General features: G+C 64.5%; 19 protein-coding genes. 13 read left to right on the plus strand and 6 right to left on the minus strand.

Annotation, left to right across the window (positions count from 1 at the left end):
• Nucleotides 1-27 precede the first annotated feature (27 nt).
• The 5 genes from ACTJLC_RS29780 to ACTJLC_RS29800 are packed head-to-tail and all read left to right on the plus strand — an operon-like array spanning nt 28 to nt 5,415.
• A complete protein-coding gene (locus ACTJLC_RS29780; RefSeq protein ID WP_310118004.1) occupies nt 28-1,266 on the plus strand; it encodes an ABC transporter substrate-binding protein in 1,239 nt (412 codons plus the stop codon).
• A gap of 9 nt (nt 1,267-1,275) precedes the next feature.
• A complete protein-coding gene (locus tag ACTJLC_RS29785; protein WP_440846085.1) occupies nt 1,276-2,217 on the plus strand; it encodes a carbohydrate ABC transporter permease in 942 nt (313 codons plus the stop codon).
• Nucleotides 2,217-3,119 carry a carbohydrate ABC transporter permease gene (locus tag ACTJLC_RS29790; protein WP_310318447.1) on the plus strand — a complete coding sequence of 301 codons (903 nt, stop codon included), beginning with the start codon at nt 2,217-2,219 and terminating at the stop codon, nt 3,117-3,119. The genes ACTJLC_RS29785 and ACTJLC_RS29790 overlap by 1 nt, the downstream gene beginning before the upstream one ends.
• A 4-nt stretch (nt 3,120-3,123) precedes the next feature.
• Nucleotides 3,124-4,293 carry an ABC transporter ATP-binding protein gene (locus ACTJLC_RS29795; protein WP_310118000.1) on the plus strand — a complete coding sequence of 390 codons (1,170 nt, stop codon included), beginning with the start codon at nt 3,124-3,126 and terminating at the stop codon, nt 4,291-4,293.
• A gap of 60 nt (nt 4,294-4,353) precedes the next feature.
• On the plus strand, nt 4,354-5,415 hold the full coding sequence (locus tag ACTJLC_RS29800) for a LacI family DNA-binding transcriptional regulator (RefSeq protein ID WP_310318450.1): 1,062 nt from the start codon (nt 4,354-4,356) through the stop codon (nt 5,413-5,415).
• 65 nt (nt 5,416-5,480) lie between these two features.
• On the opposite strand, the gene ACTJLC_RS29805 is transcribed toward ACTJLC_RS29800, so the two are convergent.
• The 3 genes from ACTJLC_RS29805 to ACTJLC_RS29815 all read right to left on the minus strand — a co-directional run bounded on the left by ACTJLC_RS29805 (nt 5,481) and on the right by ACTJLC_RS29815 (nt 8,134).
• Nucleotides 5,481-6,338, minus strand: a complete 858-nt coding sequence (locus ACTJLC_RS29805; RefSeq protein WP_073427348.1) for a PA4780 family RIO1-like protein kinase — start codon at nt 6,336-6,338, stop codon at nt 5,481-5,483.
• 166 nt (nt 6,339-6,504) lie between these two features.
• The gene (locus ACTJLC_RS29810) at nt 6,505-7,761 is read right to left on the minus strand and encodes a type II toxin-antitoxin system HipA family toxin (RefSeq protein ID WP_310318453.1); all 1,257 of its coding nucleotides are present in this window, start codon (nt 7,759-7,761) and stop codon (nt 6,505-6,507) included.
• Nucleotides 7,748-8,134, minus strand: coding sequence for a helix-turn-helix transcriptional regulator (locus ACTJLC_RS29815; protein ID WP_073427350.1), 387 nt, complete (start codon nt 8,132-8,134; stop codon nt 7,748-7,750). Before ACTJLC_RS29815 ends, ACTJLC_RS29810 begins: the two co-directional genes overlap by 14 nt.
• A gap of 475 nt (nt 8,135-8,609) precedes the next feature.
• On the opposite strand from ACTJLC_RS29815, the gene ACTJLC_RS29820 reads away from it, so the two are divergent.
• Nucleotides 8,610-10,322: a SulP family inorganic anion transporter gene (locus ACTJLC_RS29820; protein WP_440846089.1), complete on the plus strand. Its 1,713-nt coding sequence runs from the start codon at nt 8,610-8,612 to the stop codon at nt 10,320-10,322.
• A gap of 75 nt (nt 10,323-10,397) precedes the next feature.
• Here ACTJLC_RS29820 and ACTJLC_RS29825 read toward each other — a convergent pair whose 3' ends face one another.
• Nucleotides 10,398-11,045 carry a LysE family translocator gene (locus tag ACTJLC_RS29825; protein WP_310318458.1) on the minus strand — a complete coding sequence of 216 codons (648 nt, stop codon included), beginning with the start codon at nt 11,043-11,045 and terminating at the stop codon, nt 10,398-10,400.
• A gap of 133 nt (nt 11,046-11,178) precedes the next feature.
• Nucleotides 11,179-12,054, minus strand: a complete 876-nt coding sequence (locus ACTJLC_RS29830; RefSeq protein ID WP_310318461.1) for a LysR family transcriptional regulator — start codon at nt 12,052-12,054, stop codon at nt 11,179-11,181.
• A 110-nt stretch (nt 12,055-12,164) separates the two neighbouring features.
• Between ACTJLC_RS29830 and ACTJLC_RS29835 the strand changes: the two genes are divergently transcribed.
• From ACTJLC_RS29835 to ACTJLC_RS29860, 6 genes are all read left to right on the plus strand, one after another.
• Nucleotides 12,165-12,599 (plus strand): VOC family protein, encoded by a 435-nt coding sequence (locus tag ACTJLC_RS29835; protein ID WP_073427354.1) that lies wholly within the window; start codon nt 12,165-12,167, stop codon nt 12,597-12,599.
• Nucleotides 12,600-12,825: 226 nt separating this feature from the next.
• Nucleotides 12,826-16,047, plus strand: coding sequence for an efflux RND transporter permease subunit (locus tag ACTJLC_RS29840; protein WP_083081126.1), 3,222 nt, complete (start codon nt 12,826-12,828; stop codon nt 16,045-16,047).
• Nucleotides 16,048-16,094: 47 nt separating this feature from the next.
• Nucleotides 16,095-17,318, plus strand: coding sequence for an efflux RND transporter periplasmic adaptor subunit (locus tag ACTJLC_RS29845; protein ID WP_310318467.1), 1,224 nt, complete (start codon nt 16,095-16,097; stop codon nt 17,316-17,318).
• Nucleotides 17,315-18,853 (plus strand): efflux transporter outer membrane subunit, encoded by a 1,539-nt coding sequence (locus ACTJLC_RS29850; RefSeq protein ID WP_310318471.1) that lies wholly within the window; start codon nt 17,315-17,317, stop codon nt 18,851-18,853. The genes ACTJLC_RS29845 and ACTJLC_RS29850 overlap by 4 nt, the downstream gene beginning before the upstream one ends.
• A gap of 79 nt (nt 18,854-18,932) precedes the next feature.
• Complete coding sequence (locus tag ACTJLC_RS29855) at nt 18,933-19,619, plus strand: heavy metal response regulator transcription factor (protein WP_310117985.1); 687 nt, start codon at nt 18,933-18,935, stop codon at nt 19,617-19,619.
• Entirely contained in the window at nt 19,616-21,070 is a 1,455-nt protein-coding gene (locus tag ACTJLC_RS29860; protein ID WP_310318474.1) for a heavy metal sensor histidine kinase, read from the plus strand. Before ACTJLC_RS29855 ends, ACTJLC_RS29860 begins: the two co-directional genes overlap by 4 nt.
• Here ACTJLC_RS29860 and dinB read toward each other — a convergent pair.
• Nucleotides 21,037-22,203 (minus strand): DNA polymerase IV, encoded by a 1,167-nt coding sequence (dinB, locus tag ACTJLC_RS29865; RefSeq protein ID WP_083081123.1) that lies wholly within the window; start codon nt 22,201-22,203, stop codon nt 21,037-21,039. The two genes, ACTJLC_RS29860 and dinB, sit on opposite strands and share 34 nt — an antisense overlap.
• 19 nt (nt 22,204-22,222) lie before the next feature.
• Between dinB and ACTJLC_RS29870 the strand changes: the two genes are divergently transcribed.
• Nucleotides 22,223-22,534: a hypothetical protein gene (locus ACTJLC_RS29870; protein WP_440846095.1), complete on the plus strand. Its 312-nt coding sequence runs from the start codon at nt 22,223-22,225 to the stop codon at nt 22,532-22,534.
• Nucleotides 22,535-22,582: the final 48 nt, after the last annotated feature.

Consider the following 22,582-nt stretch of genomic DNA (forward strand, 5'->3'; position numbering starts at 1 on the left):
CAGGGCGTCGAGCCAGGAGAAGACGGAATGAACAGCAGAAAAATGGCCGTGGCGAATGTAGTGGCGGCGCTGGCGTTATATGGCGTGGCCGCGCACGCGGAGCCCCTGAAAGCCAACGTGATTCACTGGTGGACCTCGGGCGGCGAGTCCGCCGCGATCCGCCAGTTCGCCGATGCGTACAACAAGGCCGGCGGCCAATGGGTCGACAACGCGGTGGCCGGCGCCGACCAGGCGCGCTCCACCGCGATCAACCGGATCGTCGGCGGCGATCCGCCCACGGCCGCGCAGTTCAACACGTCGAAGCAGTTTCACGACCTGATCGATCAGGGCCTGCTGAACAATGTCGACGACGTCGCCGCGAAAGAGAACTGGAACGGCGTGTTTCCGCAGTCGATCATCGACAGCATCAAGGTGAAGGGCCATTACTATGCGGCGCCCGTCGACATTCACATGCCCGCGTGGTTCTTCTATTCGAAGCCGGTGTTCCAGAAGGCCGGCATTACCGCCGAGCCGAAGAGCTTCGATGAATTCATCGCCAATCTGGGCAAGCTGAAAGCCGCGGGCGTGATCCCGCTCGCCTTCGGCGGCCAGCCGTGGCAGGAAAAAATCACTTTCGACGCGGTGCTGGCCGACGTGGGCGGTCCCGATCTCTATCTGAAGGTGTACCGCGATCACGACATGAACGCGGTGAAGTCCGATGCGTTCAGGAAGGTGCTCGCTTCCTTCAAGCGCCTGCATGATTTCGTCGATCCAGGTTCGCCGGGGCGCAACTGGAACGATGCGACCGCGCTCGTGATTTCCGGCAAGGCGGGCGTGCAGATCATGGGCGACTGGGCCAAGGGCGAATTCTCGGCTGCGAAGCAGAGCGCCGGAAAAGACTTCGGCTGCTTCCCCGGCTTCGGTCCGCATTCGCCGTATCTGGTCGCGGGCGACGTCTTCGTGTTCCCGAAAACGGACAACGCCAGCGCGATCAAGGCGCAGAACCTGCTCGCGACGGTCATGACCTCGCCGTCCGCGCAAGTCGCATTCAGCGCGAGGAAAGGCTCCATTCCGATTCGTCCCGACGCGGACGCGAGCAGTCTCGACATCTGCGCGAAGGAGGGCATGGCGATCATGAAGGATAAGTCGCGTCAGTTGCCGAATCCCGAGATGCTGCTGTCGCCCGACATGCAGGGCGCGTTGATCGACGTCGTCACGAACTTCTGGAACAAGAACCAGTCGGTCGACGATGCACAAAAAGCGTTTGCCAATGCGTTGAAGAGTTAGGTGCTCGCGATGCACGCGCTCAAGCTGCAAACCGCCGGGTCGAAGCATCGGGCCAAGCCGCGCACGAAACCGCTGAAAAAGCGTTGGCCGATCGCGGCGTGGCTTGCGTTGCTGCCGATGGTGGCGACCGTCGTGTTCGTCTATCTCGGCACGATGATCTGGACCGCGCGCGTGTCGCTCAGCAATTCGCGCACCTTTCCATCCGGCGACTTCGCGGGCTTCACGCAATACGCGCGGCTCTTCAACAACGACCGCTGGCTGCTGTCGCTGCAAAACATCGTGATCTACGGCGCGTGCTTCATCGTCGCGTGCATGGTGATCGGTTTGCTGCTGGCGATTTTCATCGATCAGCGGGTAGTCGGCGAGGGCGCGTTGCGCACGGTGTTTCTGTATCCGTATGCGATGTCGTTCGTGGCGACGGGCCTCGTCTGGCAATGGATTCTCAATCCACAGCTAGGCGCGCAGGCCGTGTTGCACACGCTCGGCTTCGCGCATGCGCGCTTCGACTGGATCGTCGATCAGGATCGGGTGATCTATACGATCGTCATCGCCACCGTGTGGCAGGCGTCGGGTCTCGTGATGGCCTTGTTGCTCGCGGGCTTGCGCGGCATCGACGACGAACTGTGGAAAGCCGCGCGCATCGACGGCATTCCGCGTTGGCGCGTTTATGCAAGCATCGTCGTGCCGATGCTCGGCCCTTCGATCTCCACTGCTTTCGTGCTGCTGTTCGTGATGGTCGTGAAGCTTTATGACGCGGTGGTCGCGATGACGCAAGGCGGCCCCGGCACGGCGAGCGAAGTGCCGGCGAAGTTCATCATGGACTACCTGTTCGGCCGCGCCAATATCGGCCTGGCATCCGCGGCCTCGATCGTATTGCTGACGACGGTGCTGGCGATTCTCGCGCCGTTCTTCTATGCCCGCAGCCGGGCGGCGTTGCGCAAGGAGGGGTGATGAACGCGCTCGGCTCCACGCTGAAGGGCGGCCCGCAGCGTCGCCGCCGGTCGATCTTCACACCGGCGCGTCTCGGCGTCTACGCGTTTCTCTTGACGGCCGCCTTGTTCTTTCTGCTGCCGCTTTACGTGATGCTCGTCACGTCGGTCAAACCGATGAGCGAGATCCGTCTCGGCAATCTTCTGGCTCTCCCCGCGCATTTCACGCTCGACGCATGGGGCGCCGCATGGCAAACCGCGTGCACGGGCCTCGATTGCAACGGCATTCAGGTCGGCTTCTGGAACTCGGTGCGTATCGTCGTGCCGAGCACGGTGCTCTCGATCGCGATCGGCGCGGTGAACGGCTATGCGCTGTCGTTCTGGCGGCCGCGCGGCGCGGGCCTGCTGTTCGGCGTGCTGCTGATGGGCGCGTTCATTCCGGTGCAGGTGATGGTGTATCCGCTCGTGCGCGTGCTGGCGAGCGTGCATCTGTTCAGTTCGCTGCCGGGCATCGTCGTGATTCACACGATCTTCGGCATGCCGGTGATGACGCTGCTGTTTCGCAACTACTACGCGTCGATTCCGCAGGAGCTGTTCAAGGCGGCGCGCGTGGACGGCGGCGGTTTCTGGCGCATCTTCGTGCAACTGATGCTGCCCATGTCCACGCCGATCATCGTCGTCGCGATCATCATGCAGGTGACCGGCATCTGGAACGACTTCATTCTCGGGCTGGTATTCGCCGGCACGAAAAACCTGCCGATGACCGTCCAACTGAACAACATCATCAACACGACGACCGGCGAGCGGCTCTATAACGTGAACATGGCGGCGACGATTCTGACTTCGATGGTGCCGCTCGCGGTCTACTTCATTTCAGGCCGCTGGTTCGTGCGCGGCATTGCGTCCGGCGCGGTCAAGGGATAAGGCGATGACGAACCTGGCAAATATGACGGCGGTGGCCGAGGCGGCGGGCGTGGCGAACGCCCCTGAGGTCGCGGACGCGGCGGGCCTGACGCATCCGGCCAACGTGGCGGTGCGCAATCTGACGATCCGGTTGGGCGCGAATACCGTGATCGAGAATCTCGACCTCGACGTGCGCGCGGGCGAGTTCGTCGTGCTGCTCGGACCGTCGGGCTGCGGCAAGTCCACCTTGTTGCACAGCATTGCCGGCTTGATCGACGTGACGGACGGCAGCATCGAGATCGCCGGCGAGGACATGACGTGGGCCGATCCGAAAGACCGCCGCATCGCGCTGGTGTTTCAGTCGTACGCGTTGTATCCGACCATGAGCGTCGAGCGCAACCTGTCGTTCGCGTTGCGCATCAACGGCACGCCGAAAGCGGAAATCGCGCGGCGCGTGGCGCGCGCTTCCGAGATGCTGCAACTCGGGCCGCTGCTCAAGCGCAAACCCGCGCAGCTCTCGGGCGGGCAGCGGCAGCGCGTGGCGATCGGCCGGGCGATCGTGCGTGAGGCCGACGTATTCCTGTTCGACGAGCCGCTGTCGAATCTCGACGCCAAGCTGCGCACCGAACTGCGCCGCGAACTCAAGCAACTGCATCAGCGCCTCGGCGCGACGATGATCTACGTGACCCACGATCAGGTCGAAGCGATGACGCTCGCCACGCGCATGGCGGTGATGCGCGGCGGCGTGATCCAGCAGTTCGGCACGCCGGCCGAAGTCTACGCGCGGCCCGACAATCTGTTCGTCGCGACCTTCCTGGGATCGCCGGCGATGAACCTGCTCAAGGGCACGCTGGAGTCGCGCGACGGCGCGCCGCATTTCCGCTCCGCGCATTTGCGGCTCGACGTGTCGGCGTATCCGTTCAAAAGTGCGCCGGCGGATTCGCTGCCGTGCGTGCTCGGCGTGCGCGCCGAGGACGTGCGGGTGCGGATGGGCGAGGCCGCGAGCGAGCGCGCAAAAGTTTCGCTCGTGGAGCCGATGGGCAACCACCGCGTGATTTGGCTCGACTATCATGGAGCGCAGATTGCGTCGATCGACCAGACCAAAACGCCGGTTGCGGTCGGCGACACCGCGGCGTTTTCATTCGACGGCGCGCATGTTTCGCTGTTCGACGAAGCGGACGGCACCCGCCTGTAGCGCCGGCGCGCGGCGCGCTGAACGCCACATCGAAAACCACCTCGCTCGACGGAGAACCGCGTGGCAACACTCAAGGATGTCGCGGCACTGGCCGGCGTGGGCATGTCGACCGCCTCGCGCGCCATTTCCGGCAAAGGGCCCGTCTCGGCCGACGCCGCCGCGCGCGTGCAGGCGGCGATCGAAGCGCTGAACTTCCGTCCGTCGTCGATCGGCCGCGCGATGGCGGCGCAATCGCTCGGCATGATCGGCATTTTCGTGCCGACGTTCTTCGGCTCCTACTACGGCACGATCCTCAAGCAGACGGATACCGAACTGCGCGCGGTGCACCGTCACGTGGTGGTGGCGACCGGCTGCGGAGACGTGTCGCCGCGCGAACAGGCCATCGAGGCGGTGCGTTTTCTGATTGGCCGCGATTGCGACGGCGTGGTGGTGATCAGCCACGATCTGCACGACGAGGACCTGATCATGCTGCACCGGATGCATCCGAAGATGGTGTTCCTGAACCGCGCGTTCGATCAATTGCCGGAGGCGTCGTTCTGCGCCGACCACCGGCGCGGCGGCGAACTGGCGGCGCGCACGCTGCTCGATCACGGGCATCGGGACATCGCGGTGATTTCGGGGCCTTTCACCGCGTCGGACAACATGATCCGGCTCGAAGGCTTCTTCGCCGAACTGGCGCGGGCGGGCATCGCGCGCGACGACGTCACGCTGATCGAATCGGACTTCTCGCCGGAAGGCGGCTACGCCGCGGCCATCAGGCTGCTCGATTCGAAGCGGCGTTTCACCGGCCTGTTCTGCGCGAACGACACGATGGCGGTGAGCGTGCTCGCGCGCTTTCATCAGGTCGGCATTTCGGTGCCGGACGAAGTGTCGGTGATCGGCTATGACGACGATTACTCGGCGGCCTACGCCGCGCCGGGACTCACCTCGGTGCGGATTCCGACGGCGGAATTGACCCAGAACGCGGTGCGCTGGCTCGTCAATCAATGCTACCGAACCACGTGGGAGATATTCCGCGAGTTTCCGGTGAGCGTGACGATGCGCGAATCGGTGGGGCCGGCGCCGGGCGTTATGGGTTCTTCCGGCTCCGGCGAGGTGACTAGCCGCGGTAACGCGTCGTAGCCTCGATTCGGCGCGGCGCCGATGTGGCATTCAGGCATGCGTTCACATGCCGCCGCGCGAACGGCTCATGTGCCGCTACGCAGCGACTGTTCGTAGCGCAGGCGCGCTTCTTCGTCGAGCCGCGTATCTTCGAGCTCTTGCAGCACGGCTTCGAGATCGATCGGCGTGGTGTCCAGTTCAACGCGGCCGGTCAGCTTCGCGTCGACATGCAGCGCGCCGGCTTCGAACAGCGCCCAGATTTCCTTGCCGTAGCTGGCGTCGAGCAACGCCGGCGCAAAGCGGCCGAAATAGGTGGCGAGGTTGTTCACGTCGCGCTCCAGCATGGCCGGCGCTTCGAGATTGCCGGCGGCATCCACGGCTTGCGGCAGGTCGATGATCACCGGGCCGTCTGCGGCAAGCAGGATGTTGTATTCGGACAGGTCGCCGTGAATCACGCCGGCGCACAGCATGCGCACCACCTGATCGAGCAGCAGCGCGTGCAATTCGAGCGCGCGTTCCTCGGTCATGTCGACGTCGTTCAGACGCGGCGCGACGTTGCCGTCGGCGTCGGTCACGAGTTCCATCAGCAATACGCCGTCGGTGCAGATGAACGGCTGCGGCACGCGCACGCCGGCATTGGCGAGCTGGAACAGCGCATCCACTTCGGCGTTCTGCCAGGCTTGTTCCTGCACTTCGCGGCCGTAGCGACTGCCTTTTTCCATCGCGCGCTGCTGACGGCTGTTCTTGACCTTGCGGCCTTCGCGATAGGACGCGGCCTGGCGGAAACTGCGCTGTTTGGCGTCTTTATAGACCTTCGCGCAGCGCGTGGAGTCGCCACTGCGCACCACGTAGACGGTGGCTTCCTTGCCGCTCATCAATTGCGAAATGACCTCGTCGATCAGGCCCTCTTCGACGAGCGGCAGCAGGCGTTTAGGGGTTTTCATGCGGCCACCGTGAAGCGGTGGGCGGCGCGGCGCCGTGTGGCGGCTGGGTGGGCGCGCGTGGGCGGCGGGAGGAGCGGGGTTCGGGTCATGCCGGATTATAAGGGAGTCTGCTGGGCTTGCCTTTAATGCTGCGCGCCGCTGTGCGCCCGGTCACCGCGATAGCCCGTCAAACCTGAAACACGTTCTCCATCCGCTGTATCTCGGGGCGGGACAGATCGAGGGCGGCGGCTTCTTGCCGCCACGTGCTGACGGCGTCTTTTACCTCCTCTATCACGCGGCTCGCTTGCGCGTGATCCAGCCGATAAAACCCGGCGGTCTCGATCACTGTTTCGAGATCCGGCAATGCGCTCATGCCGTCCAGCGTAAGTGCATGTTCGCGCTTGGCCGGGTTTGGATTCATATCGAACGCTGGCGACAGCCGCCAGCCCGACGCTTCGCGGATGAAGCCGTGATTGCGTGGATGATCGTCGCGATTTCCTGCAATGACATTGAAGGCCACTCTTTTGAAAAGCTGAGCAAGATCTTCGTCGATATGGCTTTGCGCGCCGTTGCTCGCAAGATACTCGGCGATGTCCAGATAGCTTGCATCCGAATCCCCGTCCCGACGTTCAAGCAAGGTCATGGCGGATGCGTACATGCGCCGGCTGCCCGCGCTGCGATCGAACCGTTCGACGCAGAAGGTGCCATAACGTGCGCCGACATACTTGAGTTCGGATGCAGGCACCTCGATACCCGCTTTCCTTGCCAGGCGATGAACGATGTACTCCCACGCGCCGATGTCGTAGCGATCGTCTTTCGCGGGGAATTTCGCGATCCAGAGAGCGTCGCCGAGACTGCTGAAGTTGGCCTTGGGACGAGCGCCGCCGAGCGATGTGCCAGGGGCGATCAGCATCGCAAGCCATTGATCGTATTCCGGCAGTTTTTCGACACCGGCTTCTTCGATACGCAGGCTGACATAGGCCAGGGTCGCAAGATCGGTGACGGGTGGAGCGGCATTGGCGCTGTTGTCGAGAAAATTGCCGTCCATGTCCTGGAAGCGCAGCGCACCGACGCGTGTCAGATCGTGCACGCCAAGCAGGAAATCGATCTCCCGCAGATTACGCATTGGCCGGTTTTCGCGATCGGCTGCGCCAGCCTCGCGGCGCTCCATGAGGACACGGCCCCAACGATCCGGCGCTGAGTCCATGAAAACGCCGAATGCCGCGGACTTGGCGGGCGGGTATTGCTCGTCGGTCCACAACTCGAGACGCGGATCGAGCATGAACGCATGGCGGCTCTCTACCCAGTTCTTCGTATAAGCAAACGATACGGGCAAATCGCTGTGCGCAGCCTGGCGATACAACGTGCCGACGTGTTGAAGGTTGCCCAGTTCGGCCGTGTCGAGAAACACATGGTACGTGTCACGGGGCTTATTGCTGACCATCGGACTTCTTGGAAGTTTTTGGGGTTGCTGGACGCTCCGCCTTGATCTGGACGGCGCCGGGCGCTTTGGGGCGCGGCTTTCGCTGACCCGGCAGCTTGAGATCCTGGAGCTTGCGACCAAGTTCGTCGTCGCGGGCGACGGCATCCATGTCCTTGTCGAGGCCCAACACGCGAAGCGCTCTCATATAGGTGCCGAGCGCGATATTCGGATCGCCTTTCTCAAGGCGGTTCAGCGTATCGCGTGAGATGCCCAGCCGTTCGGCGAACAGTGCCGTTGGGAGTTCACGCCGCAGACGTGCGAGCTTGAGCCGTTCGCCGAGCGAATGGATTTGCCTTTCGACTGACGGAAAGGGGCGCGGAAAGGTGCGAGGCATGTCCGATATATTAGGCAAACACTCGTATTCTGTCAAAAATATCGGACATCCAGCGTCTACGAGAGCGGTCGGGTCTATAAGTAGAGAAGCGACGACGTCCGATATTTCAGACCAAAACCGCCTCTTCGTCAGGAATATTGGACGCCGGGCCACGGCAAGTGCCGCCCCCAAGATTCCTTACTGGCGTAATAACCGGCAACACTGCATTGCGTTTTCCTCCCTTTAATTTGCTGGCCGATCGCCTAGACTTGCCGGTAACAAAACGTTACTGCTACGGGGTGTGAGATGTTGACCGTGTTTATCATCGCCTGTCCAATCTGTATCGCCGCGCTGTTCGGGTTCGCGCGGCATGTGGATCCGCTGACGGGGCAGCTCAGGCGTTGAACCCGCGAAGTCCGACGCTACCCGGACCTTGCCTTTAAGTGCCGAGTCACGGCACGATGCGCGATAACCTAAGTACGGGGCAGCATCGCGCATGCGAGATTTTCTGGGGTATCTCAACGCCCGCGTCGGCGTGTTGAAAGGTGTGCTTCCGTTGAGCCGCGCCGGCGCCGCCCGCGACGCGCTGGCCGGTGTGCAGCTTGCGTCGATGGATATTCCGCAAGTGCTCGGCTACGCGCGCATCGCCGGCATGCCGGCCGTCGCGGGTCTTTACACCGTCTTTCTGCCGCTTGTGGCGTTTGCGTTTTTCGGCGCATCGCGGCATCTCGTCGTGGCCGCCGATTCGGCCACCGCCACCATTTTCGCGAGCCGGCTCTCCACGATGGCGCCGGCTTCGAGCGCGGAATATGCGTCGCTCGCCGCGATGGTCGCGTTGCTGACCGCCGCCTTGCTGTTCGTCGCGCGCATTTTCAAACTGGGCTTTCTCGCCGATTTCCTGTCGCGCACGGTGCTGGTCGGCTTTCTCGCCGGCGTCGGCGTGCAGGTCGGCATCGCCATGCTGGGCGATATGTCGGGCGTGCCGGGGCATGCCGCGCGCAGCGTCGATCAGCTCGCGCTGGTGGTGCGCGAGTCGACGCAAATCCATTGGCCGACGCTGGCGATTTCGCTGCTGGTGGTCGTGTCCATTCTGGCGTGCAAGCGCTTTCTGCCACGCGTGCCCGTGCCGTTGATCGCGGTCGTCGCGGGCATCGCGGCGAGCGACGTCTACGGGTTCGCCGCCCACGGCATCGCCGTGCTCGGTCCGGTGGCGGGCGGACTGCCGGGGCTGTCGATGCCGTCGGTCACATGGCAGCAGATGCTCGATCTCTTGCCGGTCGCGGCGTCCTGCTTCGTGATGATCGTCGCGCAAAGCGCCGCCGCGAGCCGCGTGTTCGCCGAGCGGTATCACGAGCCCGTGGATGTCAATGCCGACTTGCTGGGCATCGCCGCGGCCAACGCGGCGGCGGCGTTGTCGGGCGCGTTTGTGGTCAACGGCAGTCCGACGCAGACCGCCATGGCCGATCGCGCCGGCACGCGCAGCCAGGTCGCGCAACTCGTGTTCGCGGCGGTGGTGGTGCTCGTGCTGCTGTTTTTCAGCCGCTTTTTGCAGTATCTGCCGCACTGCATTCTCGCCAGCATCGTGTTGACGATCGCCATCGGCCTGATCGATCTCAAGACGCTGTTTGCGATTCGCCGCGAAAGTCCCGGCGAATTCGCGCTCGCCGTGTTCACCGCGGCGGCCGTGGTGCTGATCGGCGTCGAGCACGGCATTCTCGTGGCGGTGGCGCTATCGCTGCTGCGTCACGTGCGGCACAGCTACCGGCCGCACACCATGATCCTCGCTCCCGGCCAGGACGGCGTGTGGGTTCCGGTGCCCGCCGTGCCCGGTATCGAGACCGCGCCGGGGTTGATCGTCTATCGCTTCGGCGCCGATCTGTTCTACGCGAACGATCACTTTTTCGTCGACGATACCCGCCGCCTGATCGCCGATGCGCCGAGCCCCGTGCGCTGGTTCGTGATCGACGCGAGCGCGATTACCGATGTCGATTATTCAGCGGCGCGCTCGGTGGGCGAATTGTGCGAGAGCTTGAAACACGGCGGCATCGGCGTGATTTTCGCGCGCGTGAACCGTTATTTGCGCTCGGATATGGACCGGCATGGCATCACGCCGATCGTCGGCGCGGGCTGTATTTTCGGCACGCTGCATGAGGCGCTGCGCTCGGCGGGCGTGGAGAAGCCGCACAAGCACGTGAAAGATGCTTCGTAGCGGCGCGGCGGTTTTGCTCGCACGCCAACGCTATTGGAAGACGTCAAGCAAGCGTTTGCGGTTGCCGAATAGCGGCTAGTTTTTCGACGTCAGCAACTTGATGCCGGCAATGCCGAACATGATCGCGAGCGACCCGTCGAGCCAGCGCCGGATCGCCACATAGACGCGCCGCGCGGACGCGGTGGAAAACAGCACGGCATAACTGCTGAACACCGATACGCCGATGCACATGCAGCCGAGCACCACAGGCGCGGTATGCGAAACGTGCGATGCGCCGCCGCCCGGCGCCATGGCCAGCGAAACGATCGACAGCCAGACGAGGATCGCTTTCGGGTTGGTGAGATGCAACAGCAGGCCGCGCAGATACAGACGCCCGAGCGGTTCATCTTGCCGGACGGTATTCGCAGGCAACGCGCCGGCGCTGAATGCCGAACGCGCGGACTTGAACCCGAGCCACAGCAGATAAAGCCCGCCCGCGATCTTGATCGCGACGAGACATTCCGAGTAGGTGGCGAGCACCGCCGACAAACCCAGCGAAGCCAGCAGCGCCCAGAAGAACGAGCCGGATACGACGCCGAGTGCGAAGGTCAGCGCGGATTTGCGGCCGGCGCTCATTGCCAGCGACATGATCGCGAGATTGCTCGGCCCCGGACTCGCCGTGCCGACGAAGTAGGCGCTATAGGCGATCAGGACGTCGGCGGTGAGGAAGGTGCTGGCGGTCATGGGGCTTGATCCTTGGCGGCGGGCCGAAAAGCGCGAATGAAGGCGCATGCGCCGATTCTGCACGCCGCCATGCGAAGCTCACAGATACAGTTGACGGCCATCGCGACAGCACAATCGAGCGTGCGCCGTGCGGCTAGTGACCCGCGGCCGCGCCGATGCAATCGGCCAGCGCTTCCGCCACCGCCTGCCGGCTATGCCGCGGCCGCTGCACGAGACCGATTTCACGGTGAAACGTCGCGTCGCCGAGTTCGAGCGCTACGACGTTGGCGGGCCATTTGCCGAGCCCCGCCGTATTCGGAATCAGCGCCACGCCGATGCCGCGCGCCACCAGTTGCATGATGCCCTGCAACTCATCCAGTTCGATCACGTCGTGCACGTTCAGGCGCGAGCGCCTCAGAAACCGATCGACCAGCCGGCCGCCGAACGACGTGCGGTCGTAGCGGATGAACGGCTCGCTTTTGAGCAGCTCGCGCCAGGAGCGCTTGCCGCGCGCCAGCGCCTTGGGCGCGAGCAGCACGAACGGCTCGGTGACGAGCGTGCGCCATTCGAGTTCCGAGGGCAGCGCGAACGGCGGTTTGATGATGACGGCGAGATCCAGTTCGCCGGAATCCACCTGGCCCAACAAACCCAGCGACACGCCGGGCACGACGCGAATTCGCCAGCCGGGCCGGTCGACGCGAAAGCGGGCGAGGGCGTCGGCGAGAAACGACACTTGCGCGGACGCGATCGCGCCTACCCGCAGCATGCCGCTTTCCGCCGCGACCGCGCCGCGTTCGGAGAGCCGCGCGTAGAGCGTCATCATTTCCTCCGCGAGCGCGAGGGTTTCGCGGCCGGCATCGTTGAGCGTCGCGGAGCGGCCGGTGCGGTCGAACAGCGCGAAGCCGAGCTCCGCTTCGAGCCGCTGCATCTGCGCGCTCACCGCCGACTGCGTGAGGCCGATGCGCGCGCCCGCGGCGGAAAACGTGCCGTACTGGCTGACGGCGATAAAGGTTTTGAGTTCGCTGAGCATCGGTCGATCAATCGATTTTTGTGGTGGTCAGGTCAAATATATATCGTTTTTCACCATTTTTAGTCATGGTTAAACTGGCTCCCATTTTCCAGTCAGCGAGTTTTTACCTCATGAGCGTTGCCGAAACCGTTTTGCCGCCGTTTCATCTGGCGTTTCCTGTCCATAGCCTCGCCGCCGCGCGCGCGTTTTACGGCGAATTGCTGGGTTGCCCCGAAGGGCGCAGTTCCGAAGCGTGGGTCGACTTCAACTTCTACGGCCACCAGATCGTCGCGCACCTCGCGCCGGACGAAATCGGCCACCGTCACACCAGCAAGGTCGACGGCGATGCGGTGCCGGTCCGTCACTTCGGCGCGGTGCTGTCGATGCAGCAATGGCAGGCCGCGGCCGACAAGCTGCAACAAGCCGGCATCGACTTCATCATCGAGCCGCATGTGCGCTTCAAGGGCGAAGTCGGCGAACAGGCGACGATGTTCTTCCTCGATCCCTCGGGCAATGCGCTGGAGTTCAAGGCGTTCGCGGATATGTCGTCGCTGTTTGCGAAGTAAGCCGGCGATCGAAGCCCCGCGTGCTGGAAATGGAAAGCCGGTCGACCGCGATGGTCGGCCGGTTTTTTTGTTGCTTCGAAGCGGCATACGTCTGCACGTCTAGCCTTACGTTTACCTTGCTGACATTCCGGCCATTTTGGCGCCATGCAGGCGTTGGTGCGACCGATCTAGCATAAGCGCTGATCTCTCCCTCCATCCCTCACCAGGTATCCCCCAGGCGCGTTTCATGTGGATCGTCAACGTTGCGCTTAAGCGGCCGTACACGTTCATCGTGATGGCCATCATGATCGTGCTGGCGACGCCGTTCGTGCTGTTCACCACGCCGGTCGACGTGCTGCCGGAAATCAACATTCCGGTGGTCAGCATCATCTGGACTTACAACGGCTTGTCGGCGGAAGACATGGCCCATCGGATCGCGTCGGTCAACGAGCGCAGCTTGACCACCACGGTCAACGACATCGAACACATCGAATCGCAATCGCTCGCGGGCATCACGATCCTGAAGGTGTTTTTGCAGCCGAACGCGAACATCCAGACCGCGATCGCGCAGACCGTGGCCGTCGAGCAGGCGCAACTCAAGCAGATGCCGCCGGGCGCGACGCCGCCGCTGGTGATCAGCTACTCCGCCTCCAGCATTCCGGTGATTCAACTCGGCTTGTCGAGCCCGAAGCTGTCCGAGCAGGCGCTCAACGACACCGCACTGAATTTCCTGCGCCCGCAGCTCGTGACGATTCCGGGCGCGGCCGTGCCGTATCCCTACGGCGGCAAGTCGCGTCTGATTTCAGTCGATCTCGACACGCGCGCGTTGCTCGCCAAGGGGTTGACGCCCTCCGACGTGGTGAGCGCGTTCAACGCGCAAAACCTGATTCTGCCGACCGGCACGGCGAAGATCGGGCCGAAGGAATACACGATCAACATGAACGGCTCGCCGGCCACGCTGGACGGTCTCAACGACATTCCGGTGCGCACGGTGAATGGCGCGACGACCTATCTGCGTGAAGTCGCGCACGTGCGCGACGGTTTTTCGCCGCAAACCAATGTCGTGCGGCAGGACGGCCGCCGCGGCGTGCTGATCTCGGTGCTGAAGAACGGCAACGCGTCGACGCTGTCGATCGTCGATACGCTGCATCGCTTGCTGCCGGCCGCGCGCGCGGCGCTGCCGCCCGACCTGAACATCACCGCCCTGTTCGATCAGTCGATCTTCGTGAAGGCGGCGGTGCAGGGCGTGATGCACGAGGCGCTGGTGGCCGCGGCGCTCACCGCCGCGATGATCCTGCTGTTTCTCGGCAACTGGCGCAGCACCTGCATCATCGCGATCTCGATTCCGCTGTCGATTCTGTCCTCGCTGATCGCGCTGCACGCGCTCGGGGAAACCATCAACATCATGACGCTCGGCGGCCTCGCGCTGGCGGTCGGGATTCTCGTCGACGACGCCACGGTGACGATCGAAAACATCGAACGGCATCTGCATATGGGCACGAATCTGCACGATGCGATTCTCGAAGGCGCCGGCGAAATCGCGATTCCCGCGCTCGTCTCGACGCTGTGCATCTGCATCGTGTTCGTGCCGATGTTCTTCCTGACCGGCGTGGCGCGTTACCTGTTCGTGCCGCTTGCCGAAGCCGTGGTGTTCGCGATGCTCGCCTCTTACGTTCTGTCGCGCACGCTGGTGCCGACGCTGGCGTTGCTGCTGATGGGCCACGCGCACAAGCCCGGCGCCGGCGCCGCGCCGAATCTGTTCATGCGTCTCCATCATCGCTTCGATCGCGGCTTCGAGCGCATGCGGGCCGCCTACATCGTGATTCTCAGCAGCCTGCTGGTGCGCCGCGCGCGCTTCGGCAGCCTGTTCCTCGGTTTCTGCGTGCTCTCGATGAGCCTCGTTTTCGTGCTCGGCGAAGACTTTTTTCCGAGCGTCGACGCGGGCAACATCCGCCTGCACATGCGCGCGCCGACTGGCACGCGCATCGAGGAAACCGCGCGCCTCGCGGACGAAGTCGAAAAGGTGATCCGCGAAGTCGTGCCGGCGAAACAACTCGGCACGATCCTCGACAACCTCGGCTTGCCGTATAGCGGCATCAATCTCTCGTACAGCAACGCGGGCACGATCGGCACGCTCGACGGCGAGATTCAGGTGGCTTTGAAGGCAGGCCACGAGCCGACGCAAACCTACATCGAGCGATTGCGCGCGATCCTGCCGCAGCGTTTTCCGGGCGTCGAGTTCTTCTTTCAACCCGCCGACATCGTCACGCAGATTCTCAACTTCGGCCTGCCCGCCGCGGTGGACGTGCAGATTGCCGGCGCGGACCAGCAGGGCAACTTCGAGGTCGCGCGCAAGCTGCTGAAACAGGTGCGCATGATTCCCGGCACCGTCGACACGCACATTCAGCAGAAACTCGACGCACCGGCGCTCAATCTGCAAATGGATCGCACCCGCTTGCAGCAGCTCAATCTGAGCGCGGCCAACGTCGCGCAGAACGTGCTCATTTCGCTGTCGGGCAGTTCGCAGACTTCGCCGGGGTTCTGGTACAACAACAGCAACGGTGTCGAGTACAACGTCGCGGTGCAAACGCCGCAGTATCGGATCTCGTCCATCGACGAGTTGTTGCGCACGCCGGTGTCCGGCTCGGCTACCGGTCCGACGCAACTGCTCGGCAATCTGGTGCGGGTCTCGCCGCAGAACCAGTTCGCGATCGTCTCGCACTACAACATCAGGCCGGTGATCGACCTGTACGTGAGCGTGGACAAGCGCGATCTCGGCAGCGTCGCGGATCAGGTCGACAAGCTCGTGAACGACGCGCGCGCGCAACTGCCGCGCGGCAGTCAGATTACGGTGCGCGGCCAGGTGCAGACCATGCGCAGTTCGTTCCTCGGTCTCGGGCTCGGCGTGGCGATGGCGATCGTGCTGGTGTATCTGCTGATCGTGGTGAATTTCCAGTCGTGGGTCGATCCGCTGATCATCGTCAGCGCGTTGCCCGCGGCGCTGGCGGGCATCGTGTGGATGCTGTTTCTCACGGGCACCCATTTGAGCGTGCCCGCGCTGACCGGCGCGATCATGACGATGGGCGTCGCCACCGCCAACAGCATTCTGATGGTGTCGTTCGCGCGCCAGCGGCTCTCGGCCGGCGCACCGCCGCTCACCGCCGCGCTTGAAGCCGGTGCAAGCCGGATCAGGCCGGTGCTGATGACCGCGTTCGCGATGATCATCGGCATGATTCCGATGGCGCTCGGTCTGGGCGAAGGCGCCGAGCAGAATGCGCCGCTCGGCCGTTCGGTGATCGGCGGCTTGCTGTTCGCCACGGTGTCCACGCTGTTTTTCGTGCCGCTGGTGTTCGCGGGCATTCATACGCGCCTCGCGCGGCGCCATCGTAACGACGGCGCGGGCCACGAAGATAACGGCAACGACGACGGCCCCGCGCCGGAGCACGGCGGCGCCGGCAAGCACGCGTAGCGTTTAACGACAGGCTTAACGACGGCTGAACCAGATAGCTGACTCAAATGACCGAAAAAACTCATGCATCGCTGGCGATTCCCGCGCGCGAGACCGAAGACGGCCACGCGTTGCCGCCGCGCCATCGCGAATGGAAGCGCGCCAAAATCACGCTGTGGATCTTGCTGGCGCTGCTCGCCGTGGGCGCGCTGCGCACCGTGATCGCAAACGTAATGGAAAGCCGCTCGATCGCCGAAACGACGAAGCAGAACGCGGTGCAGTACGTGCACGTAGTAAGCCCGACGCGGGCCGACGGCGGCGGCCACACCTTGTTGCCGGGCACCTTGCGCGGCAGCGTCGAATCGCCGATCTACGCGCGCGCCACCGGTTATCTGCTGCACTGGTACGTCGATATCGGCGCGCGCGTGAAGCAGGGGCAATTGCTCGCCGATCTGGACACGCCCGAAATCGATCAGGAACTCGCGCAGGCATTGGCGCAGCGCCAGCAAACCAGCGCGAGCCTCGGCCTCGCCAAAAGCTCGCTGGAACGCTGGCAGCAATTGCGTCAACGCGATGCGGTCTCGCAACAGGAACTCGACGAACGGCAAAGCACCTACACGCAAGGTCTCGCCAACCTCGCCGCCGCGGATGCGAACGTGCAGCGCTTGCGCCAGCTCGAATCGTTCAAGCGCATCGTCGCGCCGTTCGCGGGCGTGGTCACGCAGCGCAACGTCGACGTCGGCGATCTGATCGACGCCGGTAGCGGCACGAGCCGCGCGCTCTTCGCGCTCGCGCAGTCGGACCCGCTGCGCGTGTATGTGCAATTGCCGCAGGCGTATGCGCAAAACGTTTCGATCGGACAGAACGTGGTGGTCACGCAGGCGGAACTGCCGGGCCAGCAGTTTCACGGCACGATCACGCACATGTCCGGCGCGATCGACGTGCCCACCCGCTCGCTACAGGTGGAAGTGACGCTGCCCAATCCCGACGACACGCTGCGCCCCGGCGCGTATGTGCAGGTCGCCGTGCCGACCGTCGCGCATGCGCAATTGATGGTGCCGGGCAACACGCTGCTGTTTCGCGCGGAAGGTCCGCGGCTTGCGGTGGTGGACGCGAAAGGCAACGTGCAGTTGCGCAAGATCGTGATCGCGCGCGACCTCGGGCAGTCGTTGGAAATCGAAAGCGGGATCGAGGCGGGCGACAAGGTCATCATCAACCCGAGCGATTCGATCGCCGACGGCGATCACGTGCAGATCGCGCAGCCGGGCAAGGACGGCGAGGGGGCGTCGTGAGGCGGGCGTTCGTTTGCCACATTTGCTGGCGCACCCTAACGGCGCTCGCCGTCACCGCCAGCGCCGCGTTGCTCGCCGCCTGCACGGTCGGGCCGGACTATCAGCGGCCGCAAGCCGACGTGCCGCCCGCCTGGCAAACCGATTCGTACTGGCGCGTGGGGGTGCCCTCGCACGCGCCGATTTCGCCGGACTGGTGGCAGACGTTCGGCGATACCACGCTCGACACGCTGGAAACCCAGGCGCTCGCGCAGAATCAGACGCTCGCCGCCGCCAGCGCGCACTACGAGCAGGCCAAGGCGACGCTCGCGACTACCCGCGCGCAGCAGACGCCCGAAGTGGATTTGAATGCATCGGCGTCGCGTTTCAGGATTTCGCGCAGCCGTCCACAGACCAATTACGCCACGCCGACGATGTCGACGGTGCAGAACAATCTGCAACTCGGTTCGTCGATCAACTACGACACCGATCTGTTCGGCCGGATACGGCGGCAAGTGGAAGGCGCGGCGGCGTCCGCGCAGCAATCGGCGGACGACCTCGCCAACGCGCGCCTCGTGCTCACCACCGACCTCGCCACCAGCTATTTCTCGCTGCGCGAGCTCGACGCCGAGATCGACGTGCTGAATCAGTCGGTGACGCTCCAGCAGAAGGCGCTCGATTACGTGACATCGCAGCACGATCTGGGCGCGGTGTCGGGCCTCGACGTGTTGCAGCAGAAGTCGCTGCTCGATTCGACCCGCGTGCAGGCGCAACTGCTGCTGAACCAGCGCGCGCAGTTCGAGCATGCGATCGCCGCGCTGGTCGGCGTGCCCGCGCCGCAATTCTCGATCGCACCCAGGGCGCTCGACGCGAAGCTGCCGGCGATCGCGCTCGGCGTGCCCAGCGACGTCCTGCAACGCCGTCCCGACGTGGCGTCCGCCGAGCGTGCGATGGCGGCGGCGAATGCGCAGATCGGCGTCGCCAAGGCGGCGTTTTTTCCGAGCTTGACGCTCACGCCCAGCATCGGCTGGGAAAGCACGCAGTTCGCGAGCCTGCTGAGCGCGCCCACGCTGATGTGGACGCTCGGCGCGGCGGCCGGCCAGGTGCTGTTCGACGGCGGCCGGCGCGCGGCCAACGTTCAGTTTGCGAGCGAAGGCTACAAGGCCACCCAGGCGACCTACCGGCAGACCGTGCTCAACGCATTCCAGCAGGTGCAGGACGGCATCACCGGACTCTCGGTGCTCGACGGCGCGGCGAAGGAGTCACACGCGGCGGTGGCCGACGCGCAGCATCTGCTGGCGCTCGCCAACGACCGTTATTCGGGCGGCCTCGTCGCCTATCTGGACGTGATCACCGCGCAGCAATCGCTGCTCAACAGCGAGCGCCAGGACGTGCAGATTCGCGGCCAGCAGATGACGCTGGCGGTGTCGCTGGTGAAGGCGCTGGGCGGCGGCTGGGACGCCGGCGCGGACGTGGCGGGCCTGTCATCGCCGAAGGACGCGACGCGACAGGATTCGAAGCAAGCGGATTCGAAGCAGGCGCTGGCTCCCGCGCGATGAGCCGCCCGGCCATGATGCAGCAGGACACGCAAGAGCGTGGCGAAAGCGTTTCGTATAATGCCGACACAAGGGGACGCGCATGAAATTGCTGATCGTTGAAGACGAGCACAAGGTGGTGGACTACCTGCGCTCCGGCTTGACGGAGCAGGGCTGGGTCGTCGACGTCGCGCTGGACGGCGAGGAAGGCATGCATCTGGCCACCGAATTCGAGTACGACGTGATCGTGCTCGACGTGATGCTGCCCAAGCGCGACGGTTTCAGCGTGCTGAAGGCGCTGCGCATGCGCAAGTCCACGCCGGTCATCATGCTTACCGCGCGCGATCACGTGAACGACCGGGTGCGCGGCCTGCGCGAAGGCGCCGACGACTACCTCACCAAACCGTTTTCCTTCCTCGAACTGGTCGAGCGGCTGCATGCGCTCGCGCGCCGCACGCGTTCGCAGGAGTCGACGATGATCGCCATCGGCGATCTGTTCGTCGATCTGATCGGCCGGCGCGCGACCCGCGACGGCGTGCGTCTCGACCTGACCGCGAAAGAGTTTCAACTGCTCAGCGTGCTGGCCCGCCGCCAAGGCGACATTCTCTCCAAGACGGCGATTACCGAACTCGTGTGGGACGTCAATTTCGACAGCCATACGAACGTGGTCGAAACCGCGATCAAACGCTTACGCGCCAAGCTCGACGGACCGTTTCCGTCGAAGCTGCTGCACACCGTGCGGGGCATGGGCTACGTGCTCGAAGTGCGCGAAGAGGCGGAGCCGTCATGAACCGTTCGATCGCCCGCCGCCTCGCGCTGATGTTCGCGCTCGTCGCGCTCTCGGTGTTCACGCTGGTCGGCACGGGCCTGTTTCTGGTGTTGCGCACGCAGCTCGAACACCACCTGCGCGAGTCGCTCGACGACCGCGCCCAGGTCGCGCGCCTCATGGTGTACCACGCGGTGACGCCGGAAAAGTGGCGCATGACCCGTGAAAAGCTCACCAACATGATGCCGCACGATCGCAGCACGATGTATGCGGTGTCGAGCGCCGATCCGTATTTCCACTACGGCACGCCGGTCGCGGGCACGGTGGTGAAAAGCTGGCCCGAGGGCTACGCGCGCGTGTCGCCCGCCGGCGGCGGCGACGACATGCTCATCGCCACGCTGGCGATTCCGGCCAATGCCGCGCGTCCGCCCGTGCAATTGCAGGTGGCCGCCAGTTGTTCTCCCAACGACCGCACGATGCGCGCCTTCGGCGCGGCGCTCGCGGCGCTGTCGGCGCTGGGCAGTCTCGCCGTGCTGCTGCTCAGTTACTCGGTGACGCGGCTCGGCCTCGCGCCGCTCAGGCGTCTGACGCGGGACGCGTCCGCCGTGAGCCCGAACAACCGCTCGCAGCGGCTGAACACCGCGTCGCTGCCGCTCGAACTGAGCGATCTCGCCAACTCGTTCAACGGCGCGCTGGAACGCCTCGACGGCGCCTATGGGCGCCTCGAATCGTTCAACGCGGACGTAGCCCATGAACTGCGCACGCCGGTCACGATCCTGATCGGCCAGACCGAAGTGGCGTTGACGCGCAATCGTTCCGTGGAAGATCTGCGCCATACGCTGCAATCGAATCTGGAGGAATACGAGCGCATGCGCGCGATCATCAACGACATGCTGTTTCTCGCCCGCGCCGATCAGGGCGAGCGCGCGACGGGTCTCGTGGAAGTGTCGCTCGCCGCGGAAGTCGCGCATACGCTGGAGTTCCTGGAGATTCCGCTCGAAGAGGCGCGCGTGCATGCGCAATTGCACGGCGACGCGATGGCGCGCGTGAACCGCTCGCTGTTCGGCCGCGCCTGCGCGAATCTGTTGATGAACGCGATCCAGCACTGCGCGCCGGGCGATGCGATCAGCGTGACGATCGCGCGTGAAGAGGACCACGTGCGCGTGGCGGTGGCGAACCCCGGCGAGCCGATCGAGCCGGCCGTGCTGGAGCATCTGTTCGACCGCTTCTATCGCGCGGAAGTCTCGCGTACCAACAGCCGCGAAAACCACGGGCTCGGTCTTGCGATCGTGAAGGCGATTGCGGAGATGCATCGCGGCACCGTGTCGGCGCACAGCGCGGAGGGCGTCAATACGTTCGCGTTCTCGGTCGCCGCCGCGCGCAGGGAAACGGAGCCGCCGGCGGCGCGCGCGAATGCCGGCGTGCCTGCCGAGGCGGCCGCTTATTCGTCGCTGGTAAAGGGCAAGTCGGCCTGAACCGGACGGCGCTGCCTGACCGGTTGCGCGTTGGCCGGCGTCAACGCGCTCACGCGCACGCCCAGGAGCCGCAGCTTGCGGTTCAACGCCACGCGCCGCAGACATTCGGTGGCCGCGCGGCGTATCTCGGCGGCGTCGGCGGTCGGCTCGTCCAGCGTCAGATCGCGCGTGACCGTGCGGAAGTCGTCGTAGCGCAGCTTGATGCCGATCGTTCGGCCCACGTAGCCCTTGCGCACGAGGTCTTCCGCGACCCGCACGCACAGGCCGGTAAACGAACTGGAGAGCGCCGGCCGGTCATGACGCGGATGCAGATCGCGCTCGAAGGTCGTTTCGCGGCTGATCGACTTGGGCTCCGATTCCACCACCACCGGCCGCTCGTCGTGGCCTTGCGCGATCTGCATCAGCCACGCGGAGTAACTGCGCCCGAAGTGGTCCTGCAACAATCCCGCGTCCGCCGCCGCCAGATCGCCGACCGTCGCGAGACCGAGCGCCGTCAGCTTTTCCGCCGCCTTCGGCCCGATGCCGTTGACCTTGCGCACCGGCAACGGCCACACGCGCAACGGCACGTCCGCCGGCGTGAGAATCGTGAGGCCGTCCGGCTTGTCGAGTTCCGAGCCGATTTTCGCGAGCAGCTTGTTCGGCGCCACGCAAATGGAGCAGGTGAGGCCGGTCGCCTGATTGACCGCCTGCTTGATGCGCGCGGCGATCTCGCGCGGCTCGCCCGGCACCTCGGTCAGATCGATATAGATTTCGTCGATGCCGCGGTCCTCGATCCGATCGGTAAACGTGGCGACCGCCGACTTGAAGAGGCGCGAGTAGTGCCGATACGAGTCGAAGTCGGTGGGCAGCAGAACCGCGTCGGGCGCGAGCACGGCGGCCTTCATCATGCCCATCGCGGAGAACACGCCGAGCGCGCGGGCTTCATAAGTGGAGGTGGTGACGACGCCGCGGCCCGCGTAATCGCGCAGCTTCGCGAAGCGCCGGCTGCCGTCCTCGAGTGTTTGCGGCGCGCCGTTGCGGCCGCCGCCGATCACCACCGCCTTGCCGCGCAGTTCGGGATAGCGCAGGAGTTCGACGGACGCGTAGAACGCGTCCATGTCCAGGTGCGCGATGCGGCGGCTTGCAGAACTCATGGATGGATGGCGGAAACGAATGACGGCAAGAAACGACGGCAAGGGCGGCAGGCCCGGTTTGATTCGATGCGCTTGCCGTGCTGCCCGTGAGGTGGACTCGCCGCGTCGGGCGTCTGGATACGCGCCGCGCAATGAACGCGCGGCGCGCCGGATGCCAAGCCGTAATAGTACCTTGCTCCGCCTGGGCAAGGTGCCGCGCGGGCGATCCGCCACCGCCACCGCGACCGTTTTACGCAAGCCGCAAGGGCTTGCCATGCCGACTGATATGACTTTCCGTGTCAATCGCGATATCCAGGTTTGCGGTTTTTCCATAGGCAAAGGAATTTCCTGAGGGCGACGTAGCAGTAAGGTCGACGGTGAATCACGCTGATATCCGCGG

It is taken from the genome of Paraburkholderia sp. 22099 (genome assembly GCF_052045835.1).
Taxonomy (GTDB): domain Bacteria; phylum Pseudomonadota; class Gammaproteobacteria; order Burkholderiales; family Burkholderiaceae; genus Paraburkholderia; species Paraburkholderia terricola.